The organism is Archaeoglobus sp., from assembly GCF_017656475.1.
Classification (GTDB): Archaea; Halobacteriota; Archaeoglobi; order Archaeoglobales; family Archaeoglobaceae; genus Archaeoglobus.
The window spans coordinates 1-25,690 of the sequence record NZ_JACDNT010000028.1 but is presented as its reverse complement, the minus strand read 5'-3'; the positions used below and the strand labels follow the sequence as shown (position 1 = coordinate 25,690).

The 25,690-nt window shown below is 44.3% G+C and carries 37 protein-coding genes and 2 tRNA genes; 20 read left to right on the top strand and 19 right to left on the bottom strand.

The genetic code is table 11. The features are described from left to right. From H0Z19_RS08645 to H0Z19_RS08585, 13 genes are all read right to left on the bottom strand, one after another. A partial coding sequence (locus H0Z19_RS08645) for a site-specific integrase (RefSeq protein ID WP_290725773.1) occupies nt 1–538 on the bottom strand: 538 nt, incomplete at its 3' end. Continuing rightward, the gene (locus H0Z19_RS08640; RefSeq protein WP_290725772.1) at nt 526–1,062 is read right to left on the bottom strand and encodes a hypothetical protein; all 537 of its coding nucleotides are present in this window, start codon (nt 1,060–1,062) and stop codon (nt 526–528) included. The genes H0Z19_RS08645 and H0Z19_RS08640, both read right to left, overlap by 13 nt. A 46-nt stretch (nt 1,063–1,108) precedes the next feature. Then, nucleotides 1,109–1,207: transfer RNA gene (locus H0Z19_RS08635), tRNA-Leu, on the bottom strand. 68 nt (nt 1,208–1,275) lie between these two features. Further along, a complete protein-coding gene (locus H0Z19_RS08630) occupies nt 1,276–2,718 on the bottom strand; it encodes an RtcB family protein (protein ID WP_290725770.1) in 1,443 nt (480 codons plus the stop codon). Between the two features lie 22 nt (nt 2,719–2,740). Beyond that, complete coding sequence (locus H0Z19_RS08625; RefSeq protein ID WP_290725769.1) at nt 2,741–3,607, bottom strand: hypothetical protein; 867 nt, start codon at nt 3,605–3,607, stop codon at nt 2,741–2,743. Beyond that, the gene (locus tag H0Z19_RS08620; protein WP_290725766.1) at nt 3,604–3,918 is read right to left on the bottom strand and encodes a hypothetical protein; all 315 of its coding nucleotides are present in this window, start codon (nt 3,916–3,918) and stop codon (nt 3,604–3,606) included. The genes H0Z19_RS08625 and H0Z19_RS08620 overlap by 4 nt, the downstream gene beginning before the upstream one ends. 121 nt (nt 3,919–4,039) lie before the next feature. Further along, nucleotides 4,040–4,828: an alpha/beta hydrolase gene (locus H0Z19_RS08615; protein WP_290725764.1), complete on the bottom strand. Its 789-nt coding sequence runs from the start codon at nt 4,826–4,828 to the stop codon at nt 4,040–4,042. 39 nt (nt 4,829–4,867) lie between these two features. Further along, nucleotides 4,868–6,346, bottom strand: a complete 1,479-nt coding sequence (locus H0Z19_RS08610; RefSeq protein ID WP_290725762.1) for an FGGY family carbohydrate kinase — start codon at nt 6,344–6,346, stop codon at nt 4,868–4,870. Next, nucleotides 6,343–7,326 (bottom strand): (Fe-S)-binding protein, encoded by a 984-nt coding sequence (locus H0Z19_RS08605; RefSeq protein WP_290725760.1) that lies wholly within the window; start codon nt 7,324–7,326, stop codon nt 6,343–6,345. Before H0Z19_RS08605 ends, H0Z19_RS08610 begins: the two co-directional genes overlap by 4 nt. Then, complete coding sequence (locus H0Z19_RS08600) at nt 7,323–8,660, bottom strand: FAD-binding oxidoreductase (protein WP_290725758.1); 1,338 nt, start codon at nt 8,658–8,660, stop codon at nt 7,323–7,325. Before H0Z19_RS08600 ends, H0Z19_RS08605 begins: the two co-directional genes overlap by 4 nt. Beyond that, the gene (locus tag H0Z19_RS08595) at nt 8,657–8,986 is read right to left on the bottom strand and encodes a YbjQ family protein (RefSeq protein WP_290725756.1); all 330 of its coding nucleotides are present in this window, start codon (nt 8,984–8,986) and stop codon (nt 8,657–8,659) included. Before H0Z19_RS08595 ends, H0Z19_RS08600 begins: the two co-directional genes overlap by 4 nt. After that, on the bottom strand, nt 8,983–9,147 hold the full coding sequence (locus H0Z19_RS08590; protein ID WP_290725754.1) for a hypothetical protein: 165 nt from the start codon (nt 9,145–9,147) through the stop codon (nt 8,983–8,985). Before H0Z19_RS08590 ends, H0Z19_RS08595 begins: the two co-directional genes overlap by 4 nt. A gap of 29 nt (nt 9,148–9,176) precedes the next feature. Beyond that, entirely contained in the window at nt 9,177–10,202 is a 1,026-nt protein-coding gene (locus H0Z19_RS08585) for an NAD(P)-binding domain-containing protein (protein WP_290725752.1), read from the bottom strand. A gap of 70 nt (nt 10,203–10,272) precedes the next feature. Here H0Z19_RS08585 and H0Z19_RS08580 point away from each other — a divergent pair, with 70 nt between their 5' ends. Then, on the top strand, nt 10,273–10,467 hold the full coding sequence (locus tag H0Z19_RS08580; protein ID WP_290725750.1) for a DUF2116 family Zn-ribbon domain-containing protein: 195 nt from the start codon (nt 10,273–10,275) through the stop codon (nt 10,465–10,467). Here the strand turns inward: H0Z19_RS08580 and purF are convergent. From purF to H0Z19_RS08565, 3 genes are read right to left on the bottom strand one after another with little or no spacing between them, the layout of a single operon-like run. Continuing rightward, on the bottom strand, nt 10,464–11,837 hold the full coding sequence (purF, locus tag H0Z19_RS08575; protein WP_290725748.1) for an amidophosphoribosyltransferase: 1,374 nt from the start codon (nt 11,835–11,837) through the stop codon (nt 10,464–10,466). The genes H0Z19_RS08580 and purF overlap by 4 nt on opposite strands. After that, nucleotides 11,838–12,017, bottom strand: a complete 180-nt coding sequence (locus H0Z19_RS08570; protein ID WP_010878375.1) for a 50S ribosomal protein L37e — start codon at nt 12,015–12,017, stop codon at nt 11,838–11,840. After that, the gene (locus tag H0Z19_RS08565; protein ID WP_290725745.1) at nt 12,017–12,250 is read right to left on the bottom strand and encodes an LSm family protein; all 234 of its coding nucleotides are present in this window, start codon (nt 12,248–12,250) and stop codon (nt 12,017–12,019) included. Before H0Z19_RS08565 ends, H0Z19_RS08570 begins: the two co-directional genes overlap by 1 nt. Before the next feature lie 148 nt (nt 12,251–12,398). Here H0Z19_RS08565 and H0Z19_RS08560 point away from each other — a divergent pair. After that, nucleotides 12,399–12,469, top strand: a tRNA-Gly gene (locus H0Z19_RS08560). Nucleotides 12,470–12,761: 292 nt separating this feature from the next. Here the strand turns inward: H0Z19_RS08560 and H0Z19_RS08555 are convergent. Together H0Z19_RS08555 and H0Z19_RS08550 are read right to left on the bottom strand one after the other, a co-directional pair. Further along, nucleotides 12,762–13,610, bottom strand: coding sequence for a hypothetical protein (locus tag H0Z19_RS08555; RefSeq protein WP_290725744.1), 849 nt, complete (start codon nt 13,608–13,610; stop codon nt 12,762–12,764). 60 nt (nt 13,611–13,670) lie between these two features. Continuing rightward, nucleotides 13,671–14,438: a winged helix-turn-helix domain-containing protein gene (locus H0Z19_RS08550; RefSeq protein WP_290725742.1), complete on the bottom strand. Its 768-nt coding sequence runs from the start codon at nt 14,436–14,438 to the stop codon at nt 13,671–13,673. Nucleotides 14,439–14,519: 81 nt separating this feature from the next. Between H0Z19_RS08550 and H0Z19_RS08545 the strand changes: the two genes are divergently transcribed. The 18 genes from H0Z19_RS08545 to H0Z19_RS08460 all read left to right on the top strand — a co-directional run bounded on the left by H0Z19_RS08545 (nt 14,520) and on the right by H0Z19_RS08460 (nt 24,533). Beyond that, complete coding sequence (locus tag H0Z19_RS08545; protein ID WP_290725739.1) at nt 14,520–14,702, top strand: ribbon-helix-helix protein, CopG family; 183 nt, start codon at nt 14,520–14,522, stop codon at nt 14,700–14,702. Further along, nucleotides 14,677–14,892: a hypothetical protein gene (locus tag H0Z19_RS08540; protein ID WP_290725738.1), complete on the top strand. Its 216-nt coding sequence runs from the start codon at nt 14,677–14,679 to the stop codon at nt 14,890–14,892. The genes H0Z19_RS08545 and H0Z19_RS08540 overlap by 26 nt, the downstream gene beginning before the upstream one ends. Before the next feature lie 295 nt (nt 14,893–15,187). Beyond that, nucleotides 15,188–15,859, top strand: a complete 672-nt coding sequence (locus tag H0Z19_RS08535; protein WP_290725735.1) for a hypothetical protein — start codon at nt 15,188–15,190, stop codon at nt 15,857–15,859. Beyond that, nucleotides 15,852–16,085, top strand: coding sequence for a hypothetical protein (locus H0Z19_RS08530; RefSeq protein WP_290725732.1), 234 nt, complete (start codon nt 15,852–15,854; stop codon nt 16,083–16,085). Before H0Z19_RS08535 ends, H0Z19_RS08530 begins: the two co-directional genes overlap by 8 nt. 202 nt (nt 16,086–16,287) lie before the next feature. Beyond that, complete coding sequence (locus H0Z19_RS08525) at nt 16,288–16,503, top strand: hypothetical protein (protein WP_290725730.1); 216 nt, start codon at nt 16,288–16,290, stop codon at nt 16,501–16,503. Between the two features lie 150 nt (nt 16,504–16,653). Continuing rightward, nucleotides 16,654–17,139: a hypothetical protein gene (locus H0Z19_RS08520; protein WP_290725728.1), complete on the top strand. Its 486-nt coding sequence runs from the start codon at nt 16,654–16,656 to the stop codon at nt 17,137–17,139. A 103-nt stretch (nt 17,140–17,242) separates the two neighbouring features. Next, complete coding sequence (locus H0Z19_RS08515) at nt 17,243–17,752, top strand: hypothetical protein (protein WP_290725726.1); 510 nt, start codon at nt 17,243–17,245, stop codon at nt 17,750–17,752. Next, the gene (locus tag H0Z19_RS08510; RefSeq protein WP_290725724.1) at nt 17,733–18,419 is read left to right on the top strand and encodes an AAA family ATPase; all 687 of its coding nucleotides are present in this window, start codon (nt 17,733–17,735) and stop codon (nt 18,417–18,419) included. The genes H0Z19_RS08515 and H0Z19_RS08510 overlap by 20 nt, the downstream gene beginning before the upstream one ends. Nucleotides 18,420–18,460: 41 nt before the next feature. Next, nucleotides 18,461–18,601: a hypothetical protein gene (locus tag H0Z19_RS08505; protein ID WP_290725722.1), complete on the top strand. Its 141-nt coding sequence runs from the start codon at nt 18,461–18,463 to the stop codon at nt 18,599–18,601. A gap of 189 nt (nt 18,602–18,790) precedes the next feature. Beyond that, nucleotides 18,791–19,012, top strand: a complete 222-nt coding sequence (locus H0Z19_RS08500) for a hypothetical protein (protein ID WP_290725720.1) — start codon at nt 18,791–18,793, stop codon at nt 19,010–19,012. 12 nt (nt 19,013–19,024) lie between these two features. Beyond that, the gene (locus tag H0Z19_RS08495) at nt 19,025–19,975 is read left to right on the top strand and encodes a hypothetical protein (protein ID WP_290725719.1); all 951 of its coding nucleotides are present in this window, start codon (nt 19,025–19,027) and stop codon (nt 19,973–19,975) included. A 24-nt stretch (nt 19,976–19,999) separates the two neighbouring features. After that, entirely contained in the window at nt 20,000–20,152 is a 153-nt protein-coding gene (locus H0Z19_RS08490; protein WP_290725717.1) for a hypothetical protein, read from the top strand. A 12-nt stretch (nt 20,153–20,164) separates the two neighbouring features. Continuing rightward, a complete protein-coding gene (locus H0Z19_RS08485; protein WP_290725715.1) occupies nt 20,165–20,311 on the top strand; it encodes a hypothetical protein in 147 nt (48 codons plus the stop codon). Nucleotides 20,312–20,316: 5 nt separating this feature from the next. Next, entirely contained in the window at nt 20,317–20,565 is a 249-nt protein-coding gene (locus H0Z19_RS08480) for a capsid protein VP2 (RefSeq protein WP_290725713.1), read from the top strand. A gap of 114 nt (nt 20,566–20,679) precedes the next feature. Further along, nucleotides 20,680–21,246, top strand: a complete 567-nt coding sequence (locus H0Z19_RS08475) for a hypothetical protein (protein ID WP_290725711.1) — start codon at nt 20,680–20,682, stop codon at nt 21,244–21,246. Then, nucleotides 21,243–22,352 carry a hypothetical protein gene (locus H0Z19_RS08470; protein WP_290725709.1) on the top strand — a complete coding sequence of 370 codons (1,110 nt, stop codon included), beginning with the start codon at nt 21,243–21,245 and terminating at the stop codon, nt 22,350–22,352. Before H0Z19_RS08475 ends, H0Z19_RS08470 begins: the two co-directional genes overlap by 4 nt. Continuing rightward, nucleotides 22,349–23,137 carry a hypothetical protein gene (locus tag H0Z19_RS08465; RefSeq protein WP_290725707.1) on the top strand — a complete coding sequence of 263 codons (789 nt, stop codon included), beginning with the start codon at nt 22,349–22,351 and terminating at the stop codon, nt 23,135–23,137. The genes H0Z19_RS08470 and H0Z19_RS08465 overlap by 4 nt, the downstream gene beginning before the upstream one ends. 10 nt (nt 23,138–23,147) lie before the next feature. Continuing rightward, the gene (locus H0Z19_RS08460; RefSeq protein ID WP_290725705.1) at nt 23,148–24,533 is read left to right on the top strand and encodes a hypothetical protein; all 1,386 of its coding nucleotides are present in this window, start codon (nt 23,148–23,150) and stop codon (nt 24,531–24,533) included. Between the two features lie 2 nt (nt 24,534–24,535). On the opposite strand, the gene H0Z19_RS08455 is transcribed toward H0Z19_RS08460, so the two are convergent. Continuing rightward, nucleotides 24,536–25,501: a tyrosine-type recombinase/integrase gene (locus tag H0Z19_RS08455; protein ID WP_290725703.1), complete on the bottom strand. Its 966-nt coding sequence runs from the start codon at nt 25,499–25,501 to the stop codon at nt 24,536–24,538. Nucleotides 25,502–25,690 lie beyond the last annotated feature (189 nt).

Sequence of the window (25,690 nt, the reverse complement as noted above, 5' to 3'; positions counted from 1 at the left end):
CCCATGCAGCTGGTCTGTTATTTTTGGTATAAATAGTTTTGCTCAGAACCATAATATCTTGCACGTCGATTGATATTAGCTCACCTCTCCTGATTCCTGTTTTCAATAGCAGGAGAACGATTGCTTTATCTCTTATGTAAGGTATCGAGTTAACGAGAAGACTGGCTTCTTTGACCGTCAGAACTCTCCTCTCAGAATTTTTGTTTTTCTTGTAGGGATTTAGGTACCTCTTTCTGACAGGAATTACGGGGTTACCATTGACGACGTTCTCATATTGTAGAAAGTCGTAAAAACTGGAAATTGCTGAGAAGTAGTTCTCAAGTGTTTTCTGTTTTAGCCCCTTGCTTCTGAGATAGGAAAGGAACTCTCTCAATACGAACCTGTCAACGTGTTTTACATCAATATCTCTTTCATCAAGCCATGCTAGGAATGTCCTGAGGGATGAGATGTACCTTCTTATACTCTCTGGAGTCATCCCCCTGTTGATGCAGTCATCCCTAAATGCCTCCAGAAGGGATATCTGTTTCAGAGCTTCCATTTCCAGCCCCTCCCAGTGCTCTCAATTAGACCGTACTGTTCTAAGCGCTCAATTTGCTTTATGTAGCTCCTGACCAGTTCCTGGTCTCTTATTGGATCAACATTCAGCAGGGAGTAAAGTTCGTCATAATCGACCTGTCTTCTCCTCTTGAATAAGTCTATCAGCTCTTCAGAGAACTCTCTCAACCCAGAGAATTCACTTTCAAGGAACGGCTTAGCCCTGTAAATCTTAAGCTCTTCGTCAAGCTTTTCAACGAGATTTTTGAGCATTCTGTTTTCTCTCAGAAGTTCTCTATTTTCCTCTTCAAGCTTTTTGACTTTTTCAAGAAGCTCTTTTCTTGAAATGAAATCTGAGTCATCTTTCGAAAGTGATTCCTGGACGCATTCGGTCACGAACTTAGAAATGGACATTTTTCTTTCTTTTGCAATTCGCTTCCACTCTTCGACCATCTCTTCTGACGGAAGGTAAACGTATATGGCTCGCTTCTTGACGGTCTCAGTTTTACCTCGGTTTGGTTTGGGCATAATAACAGATAGCCTTGATTATATTTATAACTTACCGGTAAATTAGTGCGGGGGGAGGGATTCGAACCCTCGAACCCCTACGGGAGTGGATTTCTCCCCTTTAAGGTCTTGAGTCCACCGCCTTTGGCCACTCGGCAACCCCCGCTTATGAAAGCATGGATGAATCAGCTTATCAACTTTACTGCTGGTGTTTGGTAATTGTAAATTAAAAAATTAACCCTTGGCTACACCTAGCGGTCTCAGCCTTGCGACAAGCCTTGAGATGCCAGCTCGATGGACAACATCAACAACATCGTCGCTCAGCTTGTAAGCTTCGGGAGCCTCCTCAGCCAGTAGTGCTCCATGAGTGGCTCTAACATATATGCCCTTCTTTTCAAGGTTCTGCTTGACCACGTTTCCTCTCAGCTTTCTTTTTGCCGCCGCTCTGCTCATCACTCTCCCGCTGCCGTGACAGGTTGAGCCGAATGTCTCCTCCATCGCTTTCTCAGTCCCAACAAGAACGTAGCTGGGCGTTCCCATGCTTCCAGGGATCAGCACGGGCTGTCCCAGCTCTCTGTAGTCATCAGGCACATCCTTTAGCCCTGGCCCGAAAGCCCTCGTAGCACCTTTCCTGTGGACGCAGAGCTTCATCTTCTTGCCGTCAACTCTGTGCTCCTCGAACTTGGCAATGTTGTGTGCAACATCGTAAACAAGCTCCATTCCCAGGTCTTCTTCACTCATTCCCATTACTTTCTGGAAGGTTTCGCGAGTCCAGTGGGCGATAATCTGCCTATTGCACCATGCGTAGTTTGCCGAGGCAGCCATTCCCGCAAAGTAATCCTGCCCCTCCCTGCTGTTTATCGGTGCACATGCAAGCTGTCTGTCTGGCAGCTTGATTCCGTACTTTCTTACGGCCCTGTCAAGAACCTCAAGAAAGTCCGTGCATACCTGATGTCCCAAACCTCTGCTACCGCAGTGTATCATTACCGTTACCATTCCCTCTTCCAGTCCGAATGCTTTCGCCACCTTTTCGTCGAATATCTTGTCCACGTACTGCACCTCAAGGAAGTGGTTTCCGCTGCCCAGAGTGCCAAGCTGTGGCCTGCCCCTATCCCTCGCCTTCTTGCTCACAACCTCAGGTCTTGCTCCATCCATCGCTCCGCTCTCTTCACAGTGCTTCAAATCCCTCTTGTAACCGTAGCCGTTCTCCACAGCCCATTTAGCCCCTTCAACGAAAATCTCGTCAAGCTCTCTGTCGCTAACTCTCAATCTGCCTTCACTGCCCACTCCCGATGGCACTGCAACGAAAAGCTCGTCGATGAGTTTTCTTATTACGGGCTTAACCTCATCAACCTTCAGGTTACTCCTCAAAAGCCTTACACCGCAGTTTATGTCGAAGCCAACTCCACCAGGGGAGACCACACCCTCTTCAACATCAAATCCCGCAACACCCCCTATGGGGAAGCCGTAGCCAACATGAACGTCGGGCATCACCAAGGATGCCATCTGTACTCCCGGCATTGTCGCTACATTTGCAGCCTGTTCAACAGCATCTTTCTCAAGAATCTGCATCAGCTTCCTGCTTATGTAGAAGTAAGCGGGAACCCTCATTCCGGGCTTGTAACCTTTTGGCAATTCCCACTTATAATCCGTAATCTTCCTCAAAACGTTCTCCATGTTTTCCGATTTGTCAAAGTGTTTAAATTGTTTTACTCTTCCATTTGTACAGTTCAACCCACCAGCAGGTCGTGATTGGCATAACTACAACCCAGCCTATTATTACCGCTACTGTGGAGCCAATTATTGTCCCCCAGAATCCGAGAAATTTAAGGAGATGAACAGGAGCTTGGCCAGCCATGCCTGCAAGACCCACGAGAAGCCACATAATCACGGTATCGGCAATGTTCCGTCTTAGCACTTTAATGCCCTTTTTTATTCCCGATAGCGTTTTTTCACCGTCAATAACGATCGCATAGGGCACAAAAGTGAAAAGGAAAGAGAGAGTGGCCACGAGAATTGCAAGCAGGATGGTCCATAAAAGGAAAGATATCCCATAGTAGACAATCATTTCCGTTTCTTTACTGATTGTATCGAGATTCTCAAAGATTTCTGCTGCCAAGTTAATTATGGGGAAAAATGCCACTGCAGCTATTATCGCAAAGATTAACTCGTAAACAAACAGGGGAAGAAACCGGGATTTGGCATGTTGGAAGGCCAATTGGAGGTTTGCAACGTTTTCAAGAGCATCGTTGCAGAGCTTAATCCACCATGCTTTGAAGAGTGTATTTATTGCGGTAACCAGCAACAGCCACAAAATGAAAAGTAGGCTTAGTAGCTCGATGTTTTCAGCAATCCTTGCGAAGATTTCTATTGCCTCTTCAGGTTTCTCTGAGATTTTACCAGATAGAATGATTTCGGGAAGCTCAGGGATTATGGCATAAACCACACCTAAAAAAATTAGAAAGGAAGCGGCGATGACTGACACTCCCTGTAATATGAACGGTATTGCTGTGACTGGATACCTTCTCCAGGCTTCCCATCCTGCTCTGATAACCTCCCATCTCATACTCCGAAGTACTCCTTTACATGCGGACGGGTGATGTAGTAGATGATTATGCCGTTTATTATTATTCCAATAATCCCCTGGGCTATCCCGACACCCCCTTGAGGCAGCATGAACAGCGACGAGACAATACCAAGTGCAAGAAGAATCAGGAATATCCACCACGCCCAGCTTGCCCCTTTCCAGAGCCCGTATGCAACAACCAGATTAATCAGTCCGAAGACAACGAATAAGACGCTACCGACTGTCATCAGCAGACTAACCAGCGGTGCGGCTCCACCAAGTTCGCTTGGTGGGATATACTGGCCAACCATTGCAAAAATGCCTGCCATAGCAAAGCAACCAATAGCCCCTATGAAGCCCAGTATTGCCAATATGGTAACTCCAAAAGGCCTCATGACACCTGTTATCAGCCTTCCATATATTAATGTTACGTTAACCTGTGAGCTTACTGACAAATCCCTCTATGCTTTTGTTGACAACCTCTGGCTTCTCAAGAATAACACAATGTCCTGCGTTCTTTACAACCACTAGCTTTGAGTTCCTAATCATCCTTGAAAGTTCTTCCGATTTGCTTACGGGAAGCAGAGCATCCTCCTCACCGACGATAATCAGAGTAGGCTTATCTATCTTTTTCGCGTCATCCCTCAAGTCGACAGTCGTTAACGTTTTGTAAGTATTCATTGCTGAATATGGCGGTGTGTATTTCATTGCCTGATCCAGTATCCACTCTCTAACCTCCCCAGCCTTCTTTCCGACGGCAAGTTTGCTTACGAAATCTGCCGACCTCTTGTATGATAGGGTGGCAAAGAGTTTCGCAAACGGATAACCGAGCTTATGGAGGGCTTTGATTTTAGTTCCACCACCGATGAGGATGAGTGCGAGAATCTTTTCGGGATGCTCAACGCAGTACTTCATCGAAATCATTGTGCCGAAGGAATGTCCGACAAGAATAAATCTTTCCAGCCCAGCATGTTTAACAACGAGATCAAGATCAGACACGAAGTTTTCAAACCTGTAGTGTTCATATTCAAGCGGTTTGTCAGAATTTCCGTGACCTCTGTTGTCGACAAACACCATTTTGTATTTTCCCGCAAAATAACTTCTCTGCTCTTTCCACCAGTTCATGTTCGCAGTCCAACCGTGAACGAAAACGAGAGGAAGTTCAGCACCGTCCTCCACTTCATAGTAAACATTCACTCCACCATTCATAACATATGGCATGATTAATTAGTGGATTTGTTGAACTTATAAAAGTTTCCACTAAAGTTTTATCTTCATGGCGATGTCCAACAGCTTTTTCCATTTCTGATATTTGTCCCCGACATCTTCTCTTCTCTCGAAAACATCGCTAAATGGCATGCAGAAGTCCTTCTTCCACTTTCCTATCGCCCTACCTGCAACGAGATGTGCACCGAACGACGTTCCGGAAAGTATTGCTCCCCTCTCCACAGGGATTCCAGTGACATCTGCTATTCTCTGCAGAAAAAAGTCGTTGGACGACATCTCCCCGTCGCATCTAATCCTCTCTAGCTCCACTGGAGACTCCTTTTTCATTATTTCCACAATCTCCGCAATTCTGAAGGCTATGGATTCAAGAAGAGCCTTAACGATGTCCTCTCTCATCATGGCGTTTGATATGCCGTAAAGAAGGCCGGGGATGGAAACGTAGTGTGGTGTCGCAAGTCCGGTAAAGGAAGGGATCAGCAGCATGCCCTCATTCTTGGACTTAAACGCCATCTCAGACGTCTTCGACACGTCATCGTAGATGCCGATTTCTTTCAACTTTTCCACGGCAGAACCGCTGTAGAAGAGCATCCCTTCCAGCATGTATCGCATTTCCGATTTAAGCTTCCAAGCGATTAATGGAAGCAAACCTCCGGGAGATGCTTCTGGCTCCTCGCCGACGTTTAGGTCAACGAACGTCCCTGTTCCGTTTGTTGCCTTCAAATCTCCTTCTTCCCAGCAACCAAGCGCGTAAAGGGATGCGGACTGATCGGCAATAACTCCAGTCACCGGTACATTTCTGTACTCTCCAAAGATTCTGTCACTCTCAAGAGTTTCTGGGAGCATTTCTTTATCAGCCCCAACAATTTTGAGAATTGGCTCGCTCCATCTCAAATAGTAGGAGTCATAAAGGCCAGTAGCAGCAGCATTGGAGTAGTCGGTTAGATGCTCTCCGGTAAGCCTGTAAACGATCCAGCTATCCACAGTGCCGGCCTTCAAATCGTACCTCTCCTTTTTCTCCCCAAGCTCTCTGAGCATCCAGCAGAGCTTTACACTGGTGTGGTTTGGTCGGATGGAAAGGCGGGAGAGTGTTATGAACCACTTCACTCTTCTTCTGTTCTTCAGCGTTGGAAGTAATTTTACAACGCCTCTGGCAATCATCCCCGCTGTTCTTGCCATTCTTATGGTCGAATCTCTGTTCATTTCTTCCGCCAAGGCATCTGCTCTCATATCCTGCCATCCCAATGCGTTAAAGACCGGTTTGCCAGTCTTGCCATCCCATAGGACTGCCGTGGTTCGCTGGTTGGTGATGGCAATAGCTTCAACGTTGTAGTCATCAATAGCGATATCCGCGAACTTCAGACATTTCCTCGCCAGATCTTCAGCATCTATTTCAACCCAGCCTGGTTTGGGGTTGTGCTTGACCACTGGTTCTTTCTTCAGAGCCACAAGCTTACCTTCATCGTAAACGGCAAGCTTTATCGTCGTGGTTCCGGCATCAATCACTCCTATCATAGGACATCAGCCATTAGCTCGATAATATCCTTCCCCTTGAGAGCCATCTTACAGGAGGGGCAAGCGGTAACGATTTCATAGTCAAAATGCTTTCTCCTTCTCTCCGCAACCTTCTCGGCCATATCGGGAGCGACGTATCTGTAAACTCCACCATAACCACAGCAGTGGGTATCTTTTCCGCTGAATACTGGCTCATGAACCTCAAAACCCATCTCTGCAAGCAGTTTTCTTGGCTCTTTTACCACATCAAGCTTCCTTGCAAGAATGCACGGATCGTGGTAGGATACATCCCCTCCAATCTTGACGGGCTTTAGAACAGCAAGAATGTGGGCAGCCTTAATGCCATTTTCCCTCATCACGTGAACGCAGTGCGGACAGTTGCTGATAACTCCCTCGTATCTCGATGCTGCCTGCCTTAGCTTTGCAATTTTTTCCTTAAATTTGTCAATCAATCCAAGCTCGTAGTAAGGCATTCCGCAGCAGTCCACGTTTGTTAAGGCAAAGTCAACACCGAGCTTCTCCAGAACCTCAACTGTTGTATCGAAAAGGTCGCTCTCAAAAGTTCTGCAACCGGGAAAGTAAAGAATTCTACCCTCCCTTTCCTCAGTTTGAACTTTTATCGATTTCTCAAACTTCTCAATTGCCTTAAGAGCAAGTTCCCCTCCCCTGAAGGCTCTCAGGTTATCGTTAACGCTAATGTCCATTGGACACGCATTCTTGCATGCGTCACACGGAAGGCAGTGGTAAATTGCATCATCCGTCTCACCAAGGTATGCGAGCCTCGCTTTTACGGAAGGTGAGACGGTAAGCCTTCTCTCAGCATCAAAAACAGGACAGACATGAAGGCACATGTTAGGGCAGAGCATGCACCTCGTAACTTCATCTGCCTTTCCGAGCTTCGGTACAACTTTTGCAAGCCTCATCTTTGTCTTCAAGTCGGTGTTAGCGAGAATTCTCGAAATAACCTTTGGATTTATCACAGCATCACCCCCCTGTTCAAAATGTTTCTTCTGTCAAGAATGCTCTTTAAGTCCCTGAGAAGAGGATAATAGCCTCCAATCTCGGCAGAAAGCCACCTCTTCCTCAACCTCCCCACGCCATGGTGGTGCGTGAGGTTCCCCCCGTTCCTTAGCGAGGTCTCAACGGCTTTCCTCCACACCTCCTCGTAGTAGCTCTCGATATCAGCCGGCAGTCCGGCAAATGTGAAATAGAAGCACAAACCGCTCTCGTAGAAGTGAGAGGCGTGGGCTGAGGCAGTCACAGTCCCCTCAACACCTCTTATCGCCTTTAAAACCTCCGTGTAGACTTTTTCGGCATCCCTCCAGAAGCAGGCAACCTCTATGGTATCGAAAATGAATCCGAGAGGGACGATTCTGCTTATATCCGACACATCAAACCTCTTTTCGAGCCATTTTTCGGCTCTTCCATCCACCACCTCTCCACTCACCACTTTTTTAGCCTCTTCCAGCCTTGCAGAAGCACCTTTTCCTTCAAAAACCGCGATGAGTGTGAATGATTCCGAGTCGAAGTACCTCAGACTCTCTTCATCATCAAAAATCCTCATCAGTGCAGGTTTGAGCTGCATAAGGGCTTTTGCATCCCTTACCGCATCTCCAATACCTTCGTACTCCACCGATAGCGTTAGAAACTCCTCCGGGAGAGGAAAGATTTTCATCACGGCTTCAGTCACAACGCCAAGCAATCCCTCACTCCCAACAAAAATTCGCTTTAAGTCCGGCCCCGCCCTTCTTGGCGTTGCCCTTTCAACAACAACCTCTCCATCCGGCAGCACTGCAGTAAGCGAGATGAGTAGGTTCTCGATGTTCCCGTAGCCGGTTGAGAACTGCCCGCTCGCCGCTGTGGCAACCCATCCTCCGACAGTGGAGCAGTAAAGGCTTTGAGGAGAGTGGCGGAGCGTAAAGCCGCGATGGTTGAGGATTTTCTCCAACCTCCCTCCAACAACCCCTGCTCCCGCTCTGACGAGCATATTCTCCTCATCAATCTCCACAAAGTCAAGACCAAGCGTTGAAACCGCTATTCCTCCTTCATAAGGCGTGGCGGCATCGATAACACCACTCCCTCCTCCAAAGACGTAAACAGGAACACCGTAGGCGTTTGCAACCTGAAGGACTTTTGACACCTCCTCTGTTGTTTTCGGGAATGCGGCAGCATGTGGTAGAGCGGGGAATTCTTTTTTCAGAAGCTTCGGAAGGTGCAGGGGATTGTAGTCCTTGCAGTAGGCTATTCTATCTTCCATGTTTGTTGAGATCTCCACTCCAGCCGATTTTATCTCCTCAACCGCCTTCTCTATCATCTACTCCCCACCGCCTTCAGTTTCACAGCAGTCCCGTAAGCAAGCAACTCCGCCGCTCCAGCCGTCGTCTGCGATGTGGTAAACCTGACATTAACAACGGCATCGGCGCCGAGCTTCTTAGCCTCATTCACCATTCTGTTTAGAGCCTCTATTCTGGCATCTCTGAGCATTTCGGTGTATTCCTCAATTTCTCCTCCGACAATATTTTTCAAGCCAGCAAGAATGTCTTTTCCGATGTGCTTAGCCCTTACAGTGTTTCCGAATACAACTCCGAGAACCTCCTCAATTTCGTAGCCAGGAACAAATTCTGTGGTTGTAACAATCATTCTCTCACCTCCTCTACCTTCTTGTCCCTCCCACCAAAAAGTATGAGAGCAATTCCTATAGCTATTAGAGCGGTGTCCAGAATGAAGAGGAAAGGCAGAGTAATCTCAAGAATAACTCCAACCACGATAAAACCAAGCCCCCATTTAACGTGGCTTTCCATAATTTGAATGAATTGAGAAGGATATAAAACTATCCTACAATCAGCTCCTCAAGCACCGCCAGAATGGTTTTGCCCTCGTACAGAACCTGGTAGATATTCTTCAGCAGTGGGAATTGCTCCTCGTTGGTTTTACCCTCTGACTCCAGTTTTTTTAGCAGCTTGTAAGCCATAAGAGTCGTTCTGTAGCCCTCTATAACTCCCACGCCTCTCCTTTTCAGCTCATCAAGTGCCTGTTCAGCCGTATAACCCTTGCCGAGCAGCTCTCCAAGCATCCCGTTCCTTCCACCTCTGAAAGTAGCAATTAAGTCTCCAAACCCTGAGAGGCCAAAAGCTGTCATCTTATCACCACCAAGGAGATGTATGAAGGACGCAATCTCGTTAATGGCCTTTGTCGCTATAACTCCTTTTGCATTGCTCATCTCTACGTTGTGAACACTCTCATATCCCCTTATCCAAGAAATCGCTATTGAGTAGACGTTCTTCAGAGCAGAGGTGATCTCCGTACCAATTATGTCTTTAGAAACTTCAACGCCGTAGTGCTTCGTCTCAAAAATTCGCTTCATTTCCTTTGCAGCATCAATGTTCACGCTGCTGAAGACGACTTTGGTTGGCATACGCTTTGCTACTTCTCTCGCAATTGCAGGTCCCGTTATTGCAACAGTCTTTTCCCTTAAATCCTTACTCAGCCTCCATACGGCTTCGGGAACCGTCAAGATTTCTCCATCATAATCGATAAGACCCTTTGAAATCAAAATCAGGAACTGGTCGTTGAGGTAGGGGAGAATTTTATTCATGACAGGAATTACACCTTCCGTGCTGACTCCAAGCAGAACGACTTCTGATTTATCAAGACATTCCTCAAGCTGCTCAGGCCAGAAGAATTTGACAGCCTCAAGCCTGACACCAAGTCTCGGATGCTCTTTACCTGCTGAAACCAACTGTAAGATCTCCCTATCAAACTCAGTCCCCCAGATTCTCACTTCATTGCCGTTATCAACAAGCGGTACGGAAAGGGCTGAACCCATCGCACCCGCTCCGAGTATTGACACAATCATGCATTAAGATTCAATCAAAATTAGAAAAACTTTTTGAAAATGTTTATATGGCACCTCTCGTATTTCTTTCATGCCAGGCATCGTCCCTCACAGACACTGTGTGGTTTGCGGCAAAGCTATCGAGCCTGATCAGCAGGTTTGCAGCAGTGAATGTGAAGAAATTCTAAACAAGGAGAGAAAGAGGCAGAGGAACTTCATGATACTGATGTTTGCCATTCTGATTTTGCTGCTCCTGATGATGTGGCTGCCTTATTTACAGCATTAGCATACACACTCTTCTCCTGGTACCGGGACAGGATATCTGGAGGTCAGGCAGGCCAAGCAGTAATCCCTGCCTCCACCAGCCCTTTTAATGGCCTCAAGCAGACCTTCCAGGCTTAAGTATGCCAAGCTATCTGCTCCAAAGATTTCTCTTATTTCTTCTACAGTGTGATTGGCTGCAATCAGCTCCTCTCTCGATTTCATGTCTATTCCGAAGTAGCATGGGGCTATAATCGGGGGACTGCCGACTCTCATGTGCACTTCTTTGGCCCCAGCCTCTTTTATCATCTGCACGATTCTTCTTGAGGTGGTGCCCCTAACTATGCTGTCGTCCACCAGAACAACACTTTTTCCCTTCACGTTCTCCCTTACGACGTTTACCTTAAGCCTCACCGATGCCTCTCTAAGGCTTTGAGCAGGCATTATGAACGTTCTGCCGACGTATCGGTTCTTTATTAGTCCTTCGAAGTATGGCAGTCCAGATTCCTGAGCATAACCTATTGCTGCTGTGATCCCGCTATCCGGAACTGCGGAGACGAAATCGGCATCCGCTGGAGATTCTCTCGCCAGAACCTTTCCCATTTCACTTCTTGCCCTGTAAACGCTTACACCATCAATTATCGAATCAGGACGAGCAAAGTAAATATACTCAAAAATGCAGACGGCTTTTCTTTCAGATTCGGCAATTTTCACGAATTCGATATCCCCATCTCTGATAATCACTGCCTCTCCCGGCTTTACATCCCTTATGAATTTTCCTCCGAGGGCGTCAATTGCGCAACTTTCACTGCATACTATATATCCCTCATCAATCCTGCCGACACAGAGCGGTTTGAAACCAAGAGGGTCTCTGAAGCCAACAACTGCATCGTCAAAGAGCATGGTTAAAGTGTAGCTACCCACGAGAGATTCATTCAGCCTTTCGAGGGCGTGTGTGATATCTTTCTTCTCGATTAGGAACTTTGACAGTAGTTGTGAAATTACCTCCGTATCTGAGTTTGTTGTGAAAACTCTTCCTTCATTTTCGAGTTCATTTCTAAGCTGGACGTAGTTGACGAGGTTGCCGTTGTGGGCAACGGCTATATATCCCGCTTTAGATTTGACGACGAATGGCTGTGCATTCTCAAGCTTTGATTTTCCTGTTGTTGAGTATCTGACGTGTCCGATTACCGACCTGCCTGCAAGAAGCTCGAAGTCCTCATCGTTGAAAACTTCGGTTACTAAACCCATCCCTCTCTTTTGCCTGATGTGGTTGTCGAATGATGCTATTCCTGCTGACTCCTGACCGCGGTGCTGAAGTGAAAAGAGAGAATAGTATGTGAGTCGGGGAGCAAGCTCCCCATTGGGGTGGTATAGGCCTACAACACCACACATTTACGTTCTGTTCTTTTTCTTCCTAACCCAGTTGTAGCTTCTAAGCCTCTTGCTTCTTCCAAACCCGCATGCTGCACAGTAACCCTTTCTCCTGTGGAATGAGTGCCTTCCACACCTTCTACACCTTATGTGGACTCTTTTTCTGCCCTTTTTACCCATTGCAGCCGTACCGTCCGACATCACTCACCACCCGGTGCCGGAGAAACGAAAACTACAGTATCTCCTCTTATAACCACACTTCCAACTTTTCTGACAACCTCTCCATTCTGAATTTCCTCAGCATCCAGCAGGACGAGATTCATATGGATGTCGTACCCATCCAGCATTCCTCTAAATTCCCTACCCCCCTTCAGCCTTACGATGACGGGGGACTTCAGGGATCTGTTTAGCACGTCTAATGGTCTTGGTGGCATCTTCTTCCCCTCCAGAATTATCTAAGGTTCGTTACAGGAGGAGTTATTTAAAAATATCGCTGAACTTAAATTTTGTTGGATAGTGGAGAATTCAAAGCCCCAACACTCATCGAAAACGTTTTTAACCATGAGTAGAATGCAATACCAAGCGCGGGTAGTCTAGCGGTAGGACAACGCCCTTCCGAGGCGTTAGCCCGGGTTCAAATCCCGGCCCGTGCATCCGGGCATAGCCCTCCGTTGGGGCTATAATCATAGTATAGAACCCGGTTTGATTTTTTACACTTTTCAAAAGCTCGTTTATGAATTTGGAGGCGTTTGGCGTCGTTTTCTTCAACCAGTCGTAAACGTCCTTATCAAGGGTAATATGCAATCTCGGCTTATTCCGCTTTGTTTTCCGTTTTCTCGGCTCTGAGGATGATTTATTTTGTCCAGACACATGGGTTTCTGTCCGCATAATTTTACTTTTGTTGTCCCGGTATATAAAGGGGGGATGTGGAGGGGTTAGGTTGGGTTATGTGTATAATGCCTCTATTTGAGATACCAAAGAGTTCAAATTGTTTTCTTCTTCCTGAATTTGGTAACTGAGAGAATCTAAAACCCCTTTAAGATAATTTACTTCATTAGATTTCTCTTCCAGTCTCCTATTGTATTCTAAACATGAATCGTAATATAGTGGCTTTCCAGCACAATAATTATTCCAGTAATCCACCATGTCGTTATATTCAGAAACAGCTTGCTTATATTCATTGTAAACATAGTTATACCTTGATTTTAAATTCTCTAATTCCCACAATATCTCAAAATATTTTTCTCTCAGTTGACGAAATTTCTTGAATTCTGCAGGATTGTCAAAACTCGGGTATTTGTAATAATTCGGGTTATTCTCATAATAAACTATATAACCACCGGTTACTTCACATGCCAGGTATTTGAAAGGTTCAACTTCAACCAAAACCCATGCATGGTTATACTCCGAAATATCAGCATTTTCTTTGTCTATATTTCCTACTGCTATTTTTGCGTTAAATCCGTTTGTTTCAAGAATGTTCCAAAATTCTATAGCCATATCTTCACAAACAAATAAATCAGGAAGGGAATAAGTATGGGTTTTGTGGTATTCCTCCAGCAATTCTTTAATTTTGGTGATTTTGGAGTTTGAGACTTGGATTGTAACTGTAGTCGTTGTTATGATTGTTGCCTCTTCTCTTTCTTCTGGAGGCTTACCTTTACCTAGAAAAACCCAGTTCAATTCATCAACAATCTGCTCTAAGGTATTTTGAACATCGTCCCAGTATCCTCTTTTGAAGAGTAGATATGCGATGAAAATAACTAGGAACATTAAACTAGTCCATCTGCTCATTTTAGTCACCTTTAAGAATTTTCCTCTATTTATCTAGTTTAATCGTTTTTATGTTTTATGTTACTTAAGATCTTCAAGAATATCATGCAATTCTTTTAGCGCTTTTTCACGCATTTTTAATAGATCCTCTTGTTCTGTAACAAATTTATAGAGTCTTATGGCCTTGAAAAGCTTGTCAATCTCGATTGATGAACGATATATTTTTTCCAGTATCAAATTAATTTTGCTATTGAATTTCTCTTCATTGGCTAGAATTTTTTGCATGGCATTCAAAAGAGCCAATACATTCTGAATACGCATTTTAATAGCGGAATGAATCCGGTCGGAACTTGCAATATTCAATTTTATTTCTCCTTTTTCGGTAATCTCTATGTATTTTCCTTTTTCCAACATGACCAAAGAATACCATCTAACATCCAGATTACCAACATCTTCTAACTTTAATCCTCCTTTGCCAAGCTCTTTTGCAATCGTTATTAAATCCTCTTCTGCTCTCTTTAGTCGTTGCCATTTTTTAGAATCGTAATCTGGATCCGGTCTAAGGTCCTCTTTTACAAAAAATTCTAAAATTTCCAACCCCTTTTCTGTAATGACATATTTATGCTCTTTTTTTACTAAGTCTTTTGATTCTAATTTCTTTAGCTGAATAGAAGTTGTTTTGGATGATTGATTAGTTTTTTTCTGTATTTCTGAGAAAGATGCTGATGTTTTAAAATACAAATATGCAAGAATTTCCAACCCAGAATCATCCAATGGTATGAATTCAGTTTCTCCAGTTTCTAAATCTATCTTTACTACTCCATCTGTTTCATCATTTTTATCAACCATATCTGGAACTTATCCGAAAAATTTATAAACCTTTTGGGAAACTACTTTACGGAAAGTGCTTTACAGAAAGGAGGTGAGAAGATGAGGTATTCTTTCTCGATCCCAGAAGCCTATCTTGACAAAATAGAACGGCTAAAAGCAATTCTCGGCACAAATAACGCCTCTGAAATAGTTAGAAGAGCCATAGACGAATTGGCTTCGAAATATGGGGTTGAAACCGTTAGGGAGGTGAATGTGGATGGAGTCCAGGAAAATAAGTCTTGAGTTGCCTGCCGAACTTGTCGAGTTTTTAAAGAGATTCTGCGAATGGGCCGGCTACGATCTGGAAGGATACATCAGAGGAGCTATTATTTTGGATGTCGGAGCAACATTGGATAACATCGACATCGACATGTTTCCTAAAGCTAAGGAGTTCTGGGAAGAACTGGAAGAACTGAAAGAGAAATACCTATGACAACAGTAAAGACTCTGGACTTCATGCATGTTGCAAAACATGTGTGTTCTCTCCGAAGAAACAGACCTATAACTACACCAAAAGAAGCCCCTAAAATTTTTATCAGAGGTTCAAATGTTGCAAGTTGGCAACCAAGATGCATTAACTCTATATTATATCTATATCTATATTTTGCAAATCGGCTGCTAAGCAGCCAAGCTTGGCAGCCAAGCAACCAACTTACAAAAATCTACTTTAAAAAAATGCAAGTTGGCAGCCAAGATGCATTTTTGGTAATCCAAGGAGGAGATTCTAAATGTCTCAAAAAGTAAAAATCTACATCTATGTGGATTCAGACATTTGGGATGCTTTCAAGAACTACGTATTTTCCAAATACGGTACTCTACATAAATATCTTGGTGATGAAATATCAAGAGCATTAGACTCTTACCTTAAAGATGCTCAGCCAACACACATACAAGAATTTGAACACATGATTTCTAAACCAAACAAGAAGCACCTTAAACTACTTGTATGGCTGCTCAAAAACTATCCTAAAGAGGTTCTGTATTCCGAGATTAAGCTCTTCATAAACGACTACTACGGAATAGATAAAAGAACGGTGAAGAAGTATCTGCACGATTTTTTAATACAAGGCAACTTCGTGAAGACTTTGAAGCCAATAAAGGCCAACAGCGATTGGATTCTTAAGGTTAATACGGATAGAATCCTCAACTACCTCGGCAAATTCATCTCTGAAGAGGAGTTAAGGGAGAAATACGGAATTTACAAGGAAACCTTCGCACATGAAGAAGAAACTAAAGAGAAAGAGAAAAAGTCCGAATTGAAAGAATACGTCGCTGAAAGGCTTGAAGCTGGCGATTCTCTGGATGAAATCAAAGAAAAAGTAGAGGACTTTGGAGTTGAGTTGAGTAAAAAGGTAGTCCGTTCTATTGCAAGGAAGGCAATGAGGGATAAACATGCCTAAAATATACGATTATAAGAACATTAGTAATACTCCTGTCAGGCTTACGATCCACGTAGATAGAAAGTTGTATGAAGAAGCTTCTGAAGCTGCAAAGTGTTTGAGAAAGGGCAACATCGAGAATCTGATTGTTTCTCTCCTGGAGGACATTGTCAAAGAGCTTAAGGAAATGGGATTTGACCTTAGACCGTTTTGGGAAAAAGCAAAGGAGGGTAATGATGCCAAATAACGTTATACTGTTTTACCAGAGGAATTTAGGCGGAAAAACTAGGGGTAAACATAAAAATTGCCCAAGTTGCAGCAGTAAGATGAAGAGGATCTACATGAAGTTCCAGTCCTGCAAGACTGCTACTTTTCGAGCTGTTGGTTGGTTGTGCCCTAACTGCCTCCACGTTGAGGTTGATTTGAAAGATAAGACCTGAGGTGATATTATGGAGAAAGTTCTGGTCTCTGAATATATTGTTTGTATGAATTGCGGAAGTATAAACCGTGAAGCCAAATTGATAAATAAATTTGATTCTTGGTTCATATTTGAATGCCCCAAATGCGGAGCAAAAATTCCGGCGATAACTCTTCCAGACAGCTCCTATTGGGCCATATTTGTTGAAAGAATAGAATGGAAGCCTCCAAAAACAGTAGAAGAGTAACTTTTTTCTTATTTTTTAGAAGATTAAAAAACTCCTTCCTAGCATCTGGAAGATCTGAAAAAGAGATGATGAAATTCATCATACCGGGGATGATGAAGGGCAATGTAACATTATCCCCGGTTTAAATAATATGAACGAACAGAAATGAGTATGAATGAGTTAAGACGGGTTAGGTGTTTGAACTGCGGCCACGAATGGGCCACAAGAGCTAAACGACCACAATGCCCCATCTGTAAAAAATTCCGTGTTGAGGAGATAACTGAGGAGAAAACGGAACCAGAACCGGTTGAGGCCAATGATGAACCTGAGATGAATGATGAATCACCTGATGAATTCCAGGAACCGGATTCATCACCTGCTCCTGAACCTGATAAGGACCTGACCAAAGACATAACCGGGGAACCCATAATCGAGAAGAAGCCCAAGAAAAGGGCCAAAAAGGAGAAGAAGAAAGAGGATAAAAAGCAGGGCTGGAAGATAACCAACCTGCTCCTTATCGGTGGAGCTGTTGTTGCTGTTGCCTTTGCTGCCTACTGGTGGCTTTTCCTTAGAACTGTTCCCAAGCCGGAAGAGCAGCAGAAGGAGGATAAGGGGATAAGCCCGGCCTGGAGGGATCTGATTGAACGCCATCCTTAAGGCCCTAATAGAATCCTATTTGAAGGCAAAGAAGGAGATCAAAGGCCGGTTTATCCTGGAGGATGAGTTTGAGGTTGATTTTGTTATAAGGAGGTTGAGGTAAATGGGGGAAGATCTAACACAAGAATTTATTTTACCGGAAAAGCCTGAAGAGGAACAGCAGGAAGAGGAGCAGAAGGAAGTTAAGACTGAGGAAGCCCTAAAGCCCTTTGCAAAAGTGATTGATAAAGGAACGGCCTTCTTCATCAACCGGATTATTCAGCTTACAGGGGAGAAATACCAGGTTCCGGTTAGAGAACAGGATAAGGTTAAACCTGAGGAGATTGAGGAACTTGGCTTTGGAGAAGCTGTTGTTAAAGTCATTGACTACTACATGCCTTCAGTTCCGGTTGATCATCCTCTGATCGGCCTGGCTGCTGTCGGAATGATGGTTGGAACTGTTGCTTGGATGAAGATCGAACAGGTTAAGGCCAGGGCCAAGAAGGAGAAGAAAGAGGAGAAGCAGGAGGAAAAAGAGGAGATCCCTGAAGTTCCAACAACAGCAGATGTGGAGAACCTGGAATCAACGGTAAATTTTGACGTTAATACGTTCTATGCCGGCAGGGGATCTTGATTTACCTGGAAACTTCCGCTGGCTGATTGCAGGGGTTACAGGGTCCGGTAAAAGCTATTTCACCGGCTTTATTTGTGAGGAGCTGAGAAGACAGAGGAGGAGGTTTATAGTTCTGGATACCAAGAAGGATAACTTAAGGGGCCTGGCAGATCTCAGGGATGTTCATGAAGTTAAGATCCTGCCGGGGAAGGCCTACAACTGGTATAGAGCCTTAAGCAAAGATTTCTTAATAATGTATCCTTCTGACCGGACAACAACCGATGAGCTTATGGAGAAATATGAAATGCTCCTGGAAATTCTTTATTCTAATGATAGAAACCTGGTTATAGTTATTGAGGAAGCCCATCATCTAGCCAGTCAATGGAAATTAGATCCTATTGTTGAATTGTTAGTTAGAGAAGGAAGAGGTAAAGGCCTATCCGTTATCTTCACAACTCAGAGAATCCAGGACTTCAGCAAACTGGTTTGGAGTCAATGTGATCGGACATATATCTTCAAGTGGTTCATTCCGCAGGACATCAACTACATCAGCAGAATGATCCCTGAATTCGAGAACATAAACCGGCAGCTCCAGAAGCACGACGTTCTGGAATACAACCACCAAACAGGAGAATGGAGAATTATCAAGGCTCATGAGATTAAGAGGATAACTCCGCATTATGGGTGATTTTTATGGCTTCTTTATCCGTTTCAGTTACCCGGAAAACTTTGAAGGAGCTGGATGAATTAAAGAAGGAGATAAGGGAGAAGCTAAAAGAAGAATACGGTTTTGAAGACGTCAGTTACAATAAGGTTATTCTTTACCTGATTAAGACATATCGAAAGATGATGAAGGGCAATGTAGAATAACGAAACATATCCCTTCATTATCCCCGTTTTATATACTTCTGAATCTAACTTTTTTCGGTGGTTGAAATGGACGTAGTGACGGCTGGCCTGGTGGCATGGGCTACACCCTGGGCGGCTTTCACGTTCTGGGTGTTAGTCCGTGCTGTTACGGCCACGTTTGGAGAGGAAAAGAGCTAAGGAGGTGGTAGAATGCAGGATAAGGTTGTAACGGCAGGAAAAACCGCAGCTCTTGTTGTGGCTGGAGCTTTAGGGGCAGAGTATATTGGAAAGTTCACCGGCAACAGCCTGATCGGAACGGCTGCAATGGTGGGAATCGGGCTTTTTGGAGTTAAGGGAAGTATGGGAACACAGCTTGCCGCAGGTGCTCTTGTTCCTGTTGTGATGGATCTTGCAAAGAGGTTTGTTCCTTAAGGAGGGATGGCAATGAGGCTTGGCAATAAGACGCTTGACACGGTTGAAAGCTTTTCAGCAGGGGAAACTGTGGCTATCGAAATCCCAAGGGACAGGTTCATCAAGGAGATTGACCTTTTCGTGACGATGAACATCAAAAATGGCGGATCTTCTGCAGTTTCAGTTACCGAGTCACAGATCATAAGCCTATTGGAGAGGTTGAGGGTTGTTGTCAACGGTAGAGATACGCTTATCGACGTGAACGCTTACAGAAAATTCCTTATGGACTACTTCACGTTTAACACCAAGACCTATACCAACATCCCAACATCAATTGGAGCAGGAGAGACCAAGACCTTCGAGTTTGAAATCCCGATAATCTTCGCCGTTGATCCTGTTGTTGAATGGGACCTTAATGCAGTTGTGCCGGCCCATCTGACTTCGAGCTTCTACGTCTATGTTGAGATGGGTGATCCGGCTGACATAGATGCAGACCTCAGCTTCTCAGGAACCAACCAGATTGAAACAACCGTAAAGGAGCTTTATGTCAGCAGCTCCGAAGAGAAGCAGATCCTCAGCAACTTGAGAAAGGTTTACGAAATTGAAGTTGCCAAAGCAATTGATGCTACCTACACCAGCTACACCTACAAGGTGGACCTTGACGTTGGAAACATCATTCAGAAGATAGGCATATTTGCCTACGATTCGGGCAATGCCCTTAGCAACTCGGTAATCGAGGCCTTCCAGATAAAGCAGGATTCGCCTGTTGATGTCATACTTGAGAAGATAACCTGGAAGCAGAGCAGGGCAGAGGACAAGAGGATGTATGACATGGAATCCCTGCCTGACGGCATAACCATCTATGATGCAGAGTTCAAGATGGGTGGCCTCGACACCAGGGGACTGAAATCGGGGGATGTGAAGTTCAAGGCCAACACTTCCGCAACCGGCCAGGTTGTGCTTTACCACAGGGAGATCGTCTAACTTCCATTTTTTTGGAGGGTCAAGATGACCATGGAGGCCCTGGCAGCTATAGGTTGCATTACCCTAATGGAGCTTTATGCTCTTAAAAAAGGTCACAATGGGCAGCTTTTGAGAATAGTAATAGCTATAGTTGCCGGTCTGGCCGGTTTCGAAGTTAGGGGATTGTTGGGGATTTAAAAGGTGGTTGGAATGTCTCAGAAAGTTGTTGGGAAGAAATACGTTTACTTCTATAATAGCAGGGCCAAATGCTGGATGAAGGCCAAGAGGCTGAAGAACGGCCGGCTTAAGATCGTTGGCAAAGCAACCAAATCTGAGGTTGATAGGGCCAGGGGTTGATCCTCATGGCCAGAAAGAAGTGGATCCAGGAAGCAATTGAAAGGCCCGGCAGGGTTAGACGTTACGTTAAACGGTTGTTCGGAAATAAGGCCTTCACCAAGGAAGGCAAGATCAAGCTTTCCTATCTCAGAAAAGCGAAGAAGAGAGCTGAAAGGACTGGAAACACCAGCCTGGTTAAGGCCATCAATCTGGCCATCACTTTGAGAGGTTTTAGGAAGAAAAAGAAGAAGAAAAAAGGAGGTAGGAAGAAATGATTGGGGATTTGTTTACTCCTGAAAAGTTGAAAACGATCCTGGAGCATAAGGCTGTTGAAATTGCGATTATAGCGGCAGCTTTTGCCCTGCTTTATTACCTGAAGAGGTGAGATCATGCCGAGGATTCCAAGATCACTTTTAAGGAGAATTCCAGCATTTTTTAAGGAAATAGAAAGGCCAATTGTAAGAATAGCAAGAAGGCCAGGATTATTCCAGTTTGGCAAAGTTGCAGAATATAGTGGAAAAGTCTTGAGGTATCCGGCCATTAAATGGCCTTTAACCTTAGCAGGAGTTGGTCTTGGAGCTAAATTTGTAGGAACTGGCCTTGAAAGTGTTGGAGGAGGGATTGAAGAGATCAGGCATGGATTCGGCCTCTATAATCAAGTTGAGAAAATGAAAGAGGCCATTGAAGCTGAAAGGATGGCCCTTGAAAATGCTGCCAAAGAAATGGAACTCTACAAGCAGTATTTGAACATGCTGAGATCAGCACAGCAACCAGGGTATCAACCTTATAGCTTCAGCCTGCCTTATGTCCCTGAATGGTCCGATTTCATAACTCCACCAGGAACCAAACACGAAACTGAGGGATTTGACTGGACTCTTGCCTTGCCGATTGGAGGAATTGCCCTTATTGCTCTGGCCCTTATCCTGATGGCCACAGGAGGAGGTAAGAAGAAATGAAGAAGAAGGAAAAAATCTTAATTGGCCTTGGAGCTGCTGCATTACTCCTTTACTTCTTAATGCCAAGAGTTGGAAGGAAGCTTGGAGCTGAAAACTTAGGTGGCCCGTTTGGAGGGGAAGAGGAAGAGCAGGAAAGCCCTTATGCTACTGAAGATTATTCAAGCTGGCTGGATAGGAATAAACTACTCCTTGATCCTTATCTGACCGGTCAGGGATTGTATGAAGGAGAAGGCCAGCCAAATTATTCATGGCCAGATAATCAATGGACCTATGACCAAACAGGCCCTTGGGATAATCAAGGTCCTGGAGATCAAACTGGCCCAGATAATACTGGAGGAGATGGGGACGGAGACCAAGGAGGAGGATTCCCAGATATCCCATTGCCAATTGTAATTCCATTTCCAAGAAGAGGAGAACCAAAAGAAAAGAAACCTAAACCACCATCAGGAGGAACTCCAGCTCCAACACCTGAAGAAATCAACGTAGAGGTTAGAAAACCAGTTCCTAAATCGGAACCGAAACCAGGACCTGTAGAGACAATAACAATAACTCCGGAAATGTATAGGCATTATGATCCCGGGACCGTTCAGGATGTATTCGTCCACCTGCCTGAATTTATTGAGAGACGCCTTCCCCTACCTGAGCCCGTTAAAGGGCCTGTGTCAGCCGTTTTAGGGACTGGAACATTAGTAGCAAGTGGTTTAGGGCTGCTTAGAGGAGCTGCAAGTTTGGGAGCTGGACTAATCTCAAGGCTTCCAAACATAGCAAGAGTCGGAATTCCAACAGTTGCCGGCCTGGCAGCTCCTGCAGCTGCAAGGCCTACAACACCAAAAAGAACTGAAAGAAGAGTAACCAGGCCTACGAGTTACTACATAAGGAGATCTTCAAGCCATAGATCAAGGTCAAAGAGAACAACCTCAAAGCCAAGAGTGACGAGGCCAACGAGCTATTATATAGGAAGGTCTTCGAGCAGCAGATCCAGAACTTCAAGCAGATCCAGGGTAACCAGGCCTACAAGTTATCACATAAGAAAATCTTCGTCTGAATCTCCAAAGGTTGTTGTTAAGGAGCATGTGAGTTATGTAAGGGGGTTTGGTAGAATATGAAGGATGAGGAGATGATCCAGCTTTTGAAGGAAATTAAAGAGGCCCTTAAGGCTGAGGAAGGTTATTTTGTTTACACTTCAACATCCTATACTACAGCCCTTGAAAACCTCCTTAACGAATTTCCGCTAAAATACATCAAATCCGACACGTTGATGGCTGACCTTTACGAATACATCATAATCTGCAAACCTCATGTATGGCAGCAGCTGAGGGACCGCATAACTCAGTCAGGCTTCAAGGCCTATTGCAGCAATACCAGGCTGCCGGTAAGCGGAACAATCGGAACCATTAACGCAATAGTTGAGAAGGCCCAGGTTTACGGTTACGATGATGCTGCTGATGACTGGAAAGCAATCTACGAGACCGGAAATGCTCTTTGGGTTAGGCTGAAGGCTGAGGATGTTGGCCTGGCAACTGAAACAACAGCTTCAGACATTTTAGCGAAGCTTGATATAACTCTTTCAGCTCTGAGAGATGCTTTACTTGGAGAAGAGCAGGTTTATGAGCAACTAATAGAAGCTGATGAAAGCGTTGATCAAAGTATCCAGCTCGATACAAAAGGCCATGAAACCGTAACGATTTGGGCTGAAGCAACAACGGCAACAACCTTTAAGGTTGAACTCAGCAATGACGGAACGAACTGGGTTACTTACTACACGTCTTCATCGACTGAAACTGAATACAAAGCTACAATTCAAACGGCTTTCCGTTACATTAAGCTTAGCTCTGCAGCTGCAGGAACGAGCGGAACGGATACTGTTACGCTTATCTTAGCTGCAAAGTGAGGTGGTGAAGATGGTCCAAATTCCTTTTTCCGGAATTCATAAGGAACCGGGAAAGATTAAGGATGTTTACGAGGTTAAGCCTTATTCAGCTATCGTTTACAAGGAAGGAGATTCAGTAATAGCAGAGAATCACAAGGGTAGGAAGATAGCAGATGGAGAAGCAGGAGTGGACGATGCGGAAGTGATACAGAAAGCATTGGATTCGTTGACACCGAATAGGAGTTGGAAGGAGAAAGTTGCTCTGATTGGAGATTTCGTTATTAATAACTCATTAGTTTTAGATAGTTATACAATATTCAAAGTAATAGGCAAGATTAGGCTTGCAGATGGTGTAAATAAACACATGATTACAGCAGATTCAAAGACAGATATAGAGATATATGGTGAGCTTGATGGTAACAGATTAAACCAGACGGCAGATAGCAGGGGTATATATCTATATAATTGTCAAAATATAAAGATACGTGCAAAAGTAAAGTCTACATGGCATCATGGCATTCACTTAAGTTCATGTAATACAGCCAAGATTTTTACAATTCAGGAAGATATAGGCTGGACTGCTGTAGGACTGACTTTATCAAATGATGTATTTTGCAAGTTCATTGTAGACGGGTTTGGAAAAACAGAAAGACATAGCGGTGTTAAGATAGATGGTGGTAGTAACATTTACTTCAAAGGAATAGTTAAGAATGGAACAGGAAATGGTGTTGACTTATCTACAGTAAATGGTGCAGTAAAAAACGTGGTGGTAGATGTTGTTTCAGAAAATAATTACAGAGGAATAATTGTTAAAGGACTTGAAAGCACTGGGAATAATGCGGAAGACGTGTTCATATATGGGACTTATAGAAACAATGAAGAACAAGGAATAGCTCTTGCAAATGTTGTAAACTCCAAGATATATGCAAATAGCTACAACAATGGACAGGTTAATGCGACTGGGAATCCTTATGGAATTCGATTATATGGTTCGACTGGATGCTCTGGAATAAAAGTCATTGGGTGCAGATGCTATGACATTGATGGCACGCAAACATACGGCATTGTAGAAGAGAGCAACTGTGACTACAATATAATAGTCAACAATGATGTTAGAGGTAATGTTACAAGAGGTATATCTTTTGCAGGAGCAAACACAATTGTTCGCAGAAACATCGGCTACCTAACCGAAAACTCAGGCACAGCCACTTTCAGCGGAGACGGCTCAAAGACTCAATTCTCAATTGCTCACAGCTTGGTCTCAACACCTTCAAAAGTCTTAGTAACACCAATGACAGCAGACGCAGCAGGAGACTTCTACGTTACGGCTGACGACACTTACATCTACATCAACTACTCGTCAGCTCCAGCAAGTGGAACTGACAATGTCAAGGTTAGCTGGTATGCGGAGGTGTAAAATTAAAAATTTTCTTTGATTTTTTCAACATGTTTTTTCTGCCTGTCCGTCAGAATCTTAACGTTATTCCAGAATTTGAGATATTCAGCAGCAAGATCCTTCGGATGCATGTGGATGTAGCTTTCCAATTCCAGTTTCCACTTGTCAGTTTGATGGCCGGCTATTGCAGCCTCAAGGGCCGGTGGAACTCCCAGAATGTTGGTGGACATGGTAGTGGCAAAATCTCTGAGATCCTCCTGGGTGAAATCTACTCCTTCTTTTTTCAGCAGGTCGATAACCTTCCTACTTTCCTTATACGGAAAGATTACATCACCTTTAAGCTGCAGCTTCTTAGCATGTCTGTTCCAGGCAGCTCTTAGCTCCTTCAGAAGCCATTTAGCTTCATCAGTCAGCGGCTGAACTCTATCAAAAGGAGTCTTGCTTATCTCATGCGGCAGGATGAAGTAAGCTCGATCTTCAAAGTCTTCAAGATGTTTCCAGGTCAGCTTCTTGAGTTCAAAGGGCCTCATGCCGGTTGTGGCCTGCAATACTACAGCGGTTAAGAACCTCAGCTTAGCAAAGGTATCGTTCAGTTTCTCCTTTTTGATCTTCAGGCTGAGGATTTTATCAATAACGTTCTGCAGCCACTTAACGTCTTTCGTCATTTCACTAAAGAGCTGCTTTTTCTTCTTGCCTTCCCATTTGAGCATGTTTCTCCAGTCTTCTATTTCAGCAGCCAGTTCAGGCTTCTTCTCCTTCAGCCAATTGAAAAAGACCTTGAGCTTCTTGAATAACGTTTCTCCGTAAGGCTCATATCTCCACTTATCCCTAAAAGAGATCATAAAGCTCCTGTCAAGATCCTGACCGTTAAGCTCCTTCAGCAACGTTCTTATCGGCCCTTCAAAACCTCTCCTCGTTTCCTTGTTCTTGTATCTGCTCAGGAACTCCTCGGCAAGCTGTTTTAATTCTTCGTTCTTTATACTTTGCACGAAAGAAATTTCTCCTGCTCCTATTTCACCAACAACGCCCTTCCGAGGCGTTAGCCCGGGTTCAAATCCCGGCCCGCGCATTGGGGAATTTTTCGTAGTTAATTCTGTTAACTTCTCTTCCAAGAAGGAATGGAAATTATGGTTAAGTGCATAACATCTTAAACTTATCACCCAGAAACTTCTCAATCC